Here is a 3248-nt window from a genome sequence, read left to right on the forward strand (position 1 = left end):
TGCCATTGTTTTTTTGGGTTCGTCACTCGGGACGTTTGTGACCGGTGAGGAATGGTACATCGACGGCGGCGAGACGTTGCACTTGGCCCACGACGCGCGTCAGATGATCGATGCAGTGAAGTTCGCCAAGCGCGAATCCGCCCTCCCCAAAACAAAGTGAGTCAATCCGCAACGGTAGCGTTATTAGGCGGAGCGGCAACAGTTTCGGGTGCGATGCGCCAAAACGAACTAAGCAGAAGCCTTTCTCGTTGCGCGAGCCGGCAACGCACTATAGTGCGTTGCCGATACGCACGCCTTCATCGACCGCACGCATGGCGTCAAGCTCGGCAGCCTCCCGCGCGCCCCCGATGATGTGAACTTCGATGCCGGCATACTTCAGCTTTTCAAATGATCCGCGGTTGGCTTCTTGGCCGGCACAAACGACGATCGTGTCCGCCTCGATCAACTTAGGCTTGCCCTCGATAGTCACGTGGAAGCCGTGGTCGTCAATCCTCTCGTATGTAACTCCTGCAATCATCGTGACATCGCGTTTGGCAAGGCTGCTGCGTAGAATCCACCCTGTCGATACCCCAAGATTAGCACCCGGACGCGTTGCCCTACGTTGAAGTATGGTAATTTCTCGCCGGCTTTGTACTGGAGCCAACGGATCGCCCAACAACCCACCAGCTGTAGCCAGAGTGGCGTCAATATTCCATTCGGCCATAAATTCCACAGTATTAAGGCGTCGCGACATCGGCTCTGCACCGGGATTGGAATGGCAGAGATATTCGGCAACATCGAAACCAATACCGCCAGCGCCGATGATGGTCACTCGGCGGCCAGCTTTTTTTCTCCCCCCGAGCAAGTCGCTGTAGGAAATAACTTTGGGATGATCAATACCCGCGATGTCCGGCAATCGCGGGCTTACGCCGGTAGCAACCACAACAGCTTCGAAGTTCTCGCGCTTGAGTTGTTCGGCATCCGGCGTCGTATTGAGGCGCAATTCCACGCCTTCATCCGACAGCTTCCCGCTGTAGTAGCGCAGCATTTCATCGAACTCGGCCTTGCCGGGCACCGCACGCGCAAGATTTATCTGACCACCAACGCGATCGCTTATCTCGAACAGCGTGACTTTATGCCCTCGCTGACTAGCCTCTGTTGCTGCGGCAAGTCCAGCCGCACCGGCGCCGATGACCGCGATCTTGCGAGCTTTTACGGCTTTCTTGTCGTCAAATTCTGTTTCACGACAAGCGCGCGGATTCACGAGGCACGTGGCACTACGATTAGAGAAGATTAAGTCGAGGCAAGCTTGATTGCAGGCGATGCATATGTTGATTTTGTCGGCCTGACCTTCCCGCACCTTGCGAGCAAAATGCGGGTCGGCAAGCATCGGGCGCGCCATCGACACCAAGTCGGCGTCCCCAGATGCTAGAATGTCCTCGGCGACTTCGGGCGTATTGATCCGGTTCGAAGCCACCACGGGAATATCAACGCTTTTTTTCAGCCGGGCGGCCGCAAATCGCCAGGCGGCTCGCGGGACTGGGTAGGCGATGGTTGGCACGCGCGCCTCATGCCAACCGAACCCGGTGTTCAGTATATCAGCACCGGCAATCTCGATCCGCTTCGCCTGCCTACTGACCTCGTCCCCGGTAGCGCCACCCTCAACCAGATCCAGCGCGGAGATGCGATAGACGATCAAAAAGTTCGGTCCGGTAGCCGCGCGAATGCCGCTGACTATCTCGACGGGAAGACGATGCCGGTTTTCCTCAGCTCCGCCCCATTCGTCTGTGCGGTCATTGGTCCGCAGGACCGTGAACTCATTAATGAGATAGCCCTCAGATCCCATGATCTCGACACCATCGAATCCTGCGTCCTTCGCCAAAAGCGCGCAACGCACATAGTCTGCAATTGTCTCCGAGATATCGGTAGAGGTCATCGCGCGGGGCGGAAATTTATTGATGCGGGTGCGGATATCCGACGGCCCAAAACACTCTGGCTGCTTAGCGTAACGGCCCGCATGCAGAATCTGTAAACAAATCTTGCTGCCATAATGGCGAACAGCGTCGGTCACACGGCGCAGTTCCCACGCTTGTGATCGCTCGGTCAGAATCGGTCCGCCAGGCTCGATGAGGCCGGCGGTATTTGGAGCGTAGCCGCCCGTGATGATTAGGCCAACCTCGCCCTTGGCGCGTTCAGCAAGGAATGTCGCCATTTTTTTCAGCCCGTTAGGCTCCATGTCCAAACGGGTGTGCATCGAGCCCATGATTATTCGATTACGCAGCGTTGTTTGACCCACTCCCAACGGCGACAAAAGGCTCGAATACCGAGAAACTCCAATCATCAGGACAGCTCCGAGGCACGATTGCGTTATTTCTAACAATTGTTAGAATGCGATATTATCCGATCGAGTGCAAGTTGGTGAGTCGGCTTTAGGGACCCGTCATGGATTACACACTAAGTACTGAGCAGCGGTCCTTCCGCGAAGCCGCCGAACGGTACGCTCGGGAGAAACTCGCCCCGCGGTATCTAACGCGAGCGAAGCATGACCGCATCGATCGAGCGGTGCTTAGGGAAATGGGCGATCTCGGCCTTATTGGTGTCGATCTTCCTGAAATATACGGTGGCCTCGGGCAGAGCAGCGCCACCGCTGGCGTGATAATCGAACAGATTGCCTATGGCGACTTTAATGTCAGCTACGCCCAGCTGCTCGCTTCGCTGATGGGTGGGATGATGAACCAGCATGCGACACCAGGCATCTGCGAGGAATGGCTGCCGCGGGTAATCAATGGCGAAGCAATCATCGGGCTCGGCCTCACCGAGCCCCGTGGTGGATCGGACGCAGCGAGTTTGGTTTTGCGCGCCGACAAGTCCGGCAATGGCTACCGCCTCAATGGCGAAAAGACCTCGATGAGCTTTTCTGACCAATGCGATGCGGCCGTCGTCTTCGCACGAACTGGGTCAATCGAAGACGGTGCACGCGGCGTCAGTGCTTTCTTTGTGGACCTTAGCCTGCCCGGCATTACCCGAACACATTTCGACGATATCGGTACCAGACCGGTTGGCCGCGGCTCCGTCTTTTTCGACGATGTTTTTGTCCCGGCTGAATGTTTGATGGCCGAGGAGAATAGAGGTTTCTCAAAGATTATGGCCGGATTCGACTACAGTCGAGCTTTGATTGGACTTGAATGCATCGGACCTGCGCAAGCGTCCGTTGACGAAGCTTGGAAGTACAGCACCGAACGCCGGGCGTTTGAGCGGCCGATCGCCCA

The 3248-nt window shown here is 56.6% G+C and carries 2 protein-coding genes; one reads left to right on the forward strand and one right to left on the reverse strand.

What is annotated here, in order from left to right; all coding sequences use genetic code 11:
- Positions 1–268 precede the first annotated feature (268 nt).
- Positions 269–2320, reverse strand: coding sequence for an FAD-dependent oxidoreductase (locus ACIQ17_RS32475; RefSeq protein ID WP_398473679.1), 2052 nt, complete (start codon positions 2318–2320; stop codon positions 269–271).
- Between the two features lie 101 nt (positions 2321–2421).
- Between ACIQ17_RS32475 and ACIQ17_RS32480 the strand changes: the two genes are divergently transcribed.
- A partial coding sequence (locus ACIQ17_RS32480) for an acyl-CoA dehydrogenase family protein (protein ID WP_398473680.1) occupies positions 2422–3248 on the forward strand: 827 nt, incomplete at its 3' end.

The sequence above is a fragment of the Tardiphaga sp. genome (assembly GCF_044340795.1).
Classification (GTDB): Bacteria; Pseudomonadota; Alphaproteobacteria; order Rhizobiales; family Xanthobacteraceae; genus Tardiphaga.